General features: G+C 66.1%; 4 protein-coding genes and 1 pseudogene. 4 read left to right on the forward strand and 1 reads right to left on the reverse strand.

Features of this window, described 5'->3' with window-relative positions:
- Positions 1-93: 93 nt before the first annotated feature.
- Positions 94-357 (reverse strand): annotated as a pseudogene (locus RMCN_RS22095) (integrase core domain-containing protein); the annotation flags it as partial.
- 35 nt (positions 358-392) lie between these two features.
- Between RMCN_RS22095 and RMCN_RS22100 the strand changes: the two are divergent.
- From RMCN_RS22100 to RMCN_RS22115, 4 genes are all read left to right on the forward strand, one after another.
- Positions 393-581 (forward strand): DUF5372 family protein, encoded by a 189-nt coding sequence (locus RMCN_RS22100; protein ID WP_409366066.1) that lies wholly within the window; start codon positions 393-395, stop codon positions 579-581.
- A gap of 200 nt (positions 582-781) precedes the next feature.
- On the forward strand, positions 782-1,258 hold the full coding sequence (locus RMCN_RS22105; RefSeq protein ID WP_067393750.1) for a helix-turn-helix domain-containing protein: 477 nt from the start codon (positions 782-784) through the stop codon (positions 1,256-1,258).
- A complete protein-coding gene (locus RMCN_RS22110) occupies positions 1,242-1,535 on the forward strand; it encodes a hypothetical protein (protein WP_067393745.1) in 294 nt (97 codons plus the stop codon). The genes RMCN_RS22105 and RMCN_RS22110 overlap by 17 nt, the downstream gene beginning before the upstream one ends.
- 6 nt (positions 1,536-1,541) lie before the next feature.
- Positions 1,542-3,596 (forward strand): recombinase family protein, encoded by a 2,055-nt coding sequence (locus RMCN_RS22115; protein ID WP_067393748.1) that lies wholly within the window; start codon positions 1,542-1,544, stop codon positions 3,594-3,596.
- Positions 3,597-3,878 lie beyond the last annotated feature (282 nt).

A 3,878-nucleotide genomic window follows, 5' to 3' on the forward strand; every position in this document is an offset into this window, starting at 1 on the left:
ATCACCCCACCAACACCGCCTTCAAACGGTGACGAGAGCACCGGAACGGAGGTCGCCTGAAACACCCCGATCCACAGGTATTGACAATTTCTCTCATTTGTGATCGTAGTGGAGCTTCTCCACGGCCTCTGGGGTGAAGTCGTCGAGGTCGTCGTGGGGCCGCTCGGTGTTGAACCACTGCACCCATTCGGCGGTGGCCAGCTCGACCTGGTTGACGTCGCGCCAGGGGCCTTGCCGACGGATGACCTCGTTCTTGAACGACCCGACGGTGGTCTCGACCAAGGCGTTGTCCTGCGTCGTCAACTGCGCTTGATTCGGTTGGTGATCAGCGAACTGTCCGGGTGACGCATCCATTCCATCCGTGGTCCGGTCGGGAGTTCGTGTTCCTCGCCGTGCGACAGACTTGGTCAGAGGATCGGGTGTTCTTCGTGGATGGGGACGCGCGGCAGTTCTCGCTGCCAGTGGGTTGGACGGACGCCGCCGACCCCGATGCGTTCGTCACGATGGCCGCGGGCCGGTCGCCGTTCCGGTTCGCCGATCTGGTCGAACTGCGGCGGTTGATCGACGGGGTATCCGACTGAACGACTGTAAACATGATTATGCCGCTAATGTTAAGCCGATTATGCCGTCGCTGTCATCAGCGCAGCGATTGCGTCAGTGCAATGGTTGACGTTAGTGAGTTACATAGCTGTGATTTCGCGATAGTCTGGGCGTGTCGAAGGTCTGGATCATCAGCCTTGAGCGGCATAATTACGTTTACATCAAGTTGGAGGTGGTTGTGATGCGCAAGCGGAAGCCGGATGCGAAGGAGGCGGCGCTGGCCGAGACGCGGACGCTGAATCCCCACCCGCAGGCGGTGGGTGACGAACAGTTCGCGTCCTCGGAGTTCCTCGATGAACGCGATCTGGTGCAGGTCAAATACGAGATGGTGCGCCGGGTACGGGTCGACGGTGCCCCGGTCACGCAGACCGCGGCCGCGTTCGGGTTGTCCCGGCCGTCGTTCTACGAGGCCGCCGCCGCGGTGGACCGTGACGGGCTGGGCGGGCTGGTGCCGGCCAAACCCGGCCCGCGGCGCGCGCACAAGCTCACCGACGAGGTCATCGCCTACACGCAGCGGCTGCGTGAGCAGGATCCTGGGCTGGGATCGGCGGATCTGGCTGATGCGATCGCGGCCAAATTCGCGATCAGGGTGCACCCGCGATCGGTGGAGCGGGCCCTGGCCCGCGCTGAAAATTCCAAAAGTGGAGGCGCACAATGATATCGACGATCCGGCTGGCGAACGATCCGACTTCGTCGACGGCTATGAGCGGCTGCGAGCCCAGGCGCTCTGCGGTGACACCGAAGGATGGCGGCTGGGGCTGGGGGTGTTGCAGCAGCGCGGAGTCGCCGCGTGGCTGCGGGTGCACCAGGCGCCCACCGCGACCCACCCGCCGCCGACGCCCGCCCGCTCGGCCCAGCCCGCCGGTGGCGGGGTGGACGCCGAGTTGGTCGGGCTGCTGGCCTCGATGGCGCTGGCCGTCGCCACACAGGGGTGAGCGGGCATGAGTGAGCAGACCGCGGCGAAGGTGACCAGCGCGCACCTGGCCCGCACCGCCTACCTGTACGTGCGCCAGTCGACACAGCGGCAAGTACTGACCAACACCGAGTCCGCCGCGCGTCAATATACGTTGCGGCAGAAGGCGATCACTCTGGGTTGGGAAGCTGAGCGGATCGTCACCATCGACACCGATCAAGGCCAGTCCGGCGCCAGCGCCGCCGACCGGGAAGGTTTCCAGCGTCTGGTCGCCGAGGTCAGTATGGGCCGAGCCGGGATCGTGTTGGGCCTGGAGGTGTCGCGGCTGGCCCGCAACAACGCCGACTGGCACCGGCTGCTGGAGATCTGCGCCATGTCGTCCACGCTGATCTGCGACGAGGACGGCCTGTATGACTCGACCGACTTCAACGACCGGCTGCTGCTCGGCCTGAAGGGCACCATGAGCGAGGCCGAACTGCACTTCATCCGAGCCCGGCTCATCGGCGGGCAGCTGTCCAAGGCCCGCCGCGGCGAACTGCAGATGGGCCTGCCCGTCGGCTTGATCTACGATCCCACCGGCAAGGTGATGCTCGACCCGGATACCGGTGTGCAACAAGCCATCCGGCACCTGTTCGCGCTGTTCGCCCGCACCGGCTCGGCGCGCGCGACTGTGCAGCAATTCAACGCCGATAAGCTGCTATTCCCGGTGCGGGTGCGCACCGGGGCGCACAAGGGCGAGCTGGCCTGGATGCCGCTGCAGCACTGGCGGGTGCTGCGCACCCTGCACAACCCCCGCTACGCCGGCGCGTTCGCCTACGGCCGCCGTCGCGAACGCCTCACCGGCACCGGCAAGAAGAGCTACCAGCTCGTACCGCGCGAGCAATGGATCGCGCTGATCCACGACGCCCACCCCGGCTACATCAACTGGGACACCTACGAGAGCAACCAAAAGCTGCTACTGGGCAACGCCACCGCGTACGGCGAAGACCGCGCCCCCGGCCCCGCCCGCGAGGGCACCGCGCTGCTGCAGGGCCTGGCCATCTGCGGGCGCTGCGGACGCCGGATGACGGTGCGCTACCACACCCGCCGCGGCGTCGAAGTCCCCGACTACCAATGCATGAACCGCTGCATCCAAGACGGTGGGCAACGCTGCCAAACCATCCCCGGCGGCACCGTCGACGACGCCGTCGCCAACCTGCTGCTGGGCACCCTCACCCCGCACGCGCTCGAGGTCGCGCTGACCGTGCAGGCCGAACTCGACACCCGCGCCGCCGAAGCCGACGCACTGCGCCGCGGGCACGTCGAGCGTGCCCGCCACCGCGCCGACCTGGCGCGGCGCCGCTACCTGGCCGTCGACCCCGACAACCGGCTCGTCGCCGACAGTCTGGAAGCCGACTGGAACGACGCGCTGCGGGCCCTGCAGACCGCGCGCGAAGACTACGACCGCGCCAGCGCCGCCGGCACAGCCACCCTCACCGACGAGCTGAAGAACCGAATCCATTCCCTGGCAACAGATTTCCCCGCACTCTGGTCCAACCCAAACACCGCCCAGCGCGACCGCAAACGCATGGTTCGCCTGCTGGTCGACGACGTCACCCTGCACAAGACCGACCGCATCCACCTGCACGTCCGCTTCCGCGGCGGGCAAACCCACAGCCTCGTCGTCGCGATCCCACCCACATCCTGGCAAGCCCGTCAAACCCACAAGGACACCGTCGCCGAGCTCGACCGGCTCCTCGACACCCACACCGACGCCCAGACCGCCGACGCCCTCAACGCCGCCGGTCACCGCTCCGGCGAGAACAAACCATTCACCGCCAGCATCGTCGTGCACGTTCGCCGCAAGTATCATCTCCCTAGCCACGCCGACCGGCTGCGCGCCCAAGGCCTGCTCACCACAACCGAACTCGCGCAGCGCCTCGGAGTGCACCCCAGTACCGTCAAGAGCTGGACCAAAGCCGGAATCCTCAACTCCCACAAGGCAAACGACAAAAACGAACGGCTCTACGAACCAGCGATTACGGGTGATCCACGCCTCACCGTTCGACAAGGCAGCCCATTGAGAAAACGAGTTCTAACCTAACCCACTACAGGAGGTGCACTATGAAGCCAAGCCCTTGTCCAGCGCATCACCGACGGAGCCGATGAAGTACCCCAGGTTTTGGTTCCTACTTGGTTGCGAGGGCCGGGGATTGCTGGCTCGCAGGGTGTGGGGCGCCAGTGAGGGCGGCCTCGTACTCGGCTGGTGGAACGTAGCCGAGGGTCTCATGCCGGCGTTTCTCTGGGGGTCCTGCCCGGCTGCCGTGACGGATCTCCGCGTTTCCGCAGGTCACGTGGCTAGTGTCTGAAGGTTATCCATTGCAAC

Source organism: Mycolicibacterium novocastrense, assembly GCF_001570485.1.
Taxonomy (GTDB): Bacteria; Actinomycetota; Actinomycetes; order Mycobacteriales; family Mycobacteriaceae; genus Mycobacterium; species Mycobacterium novocastrense.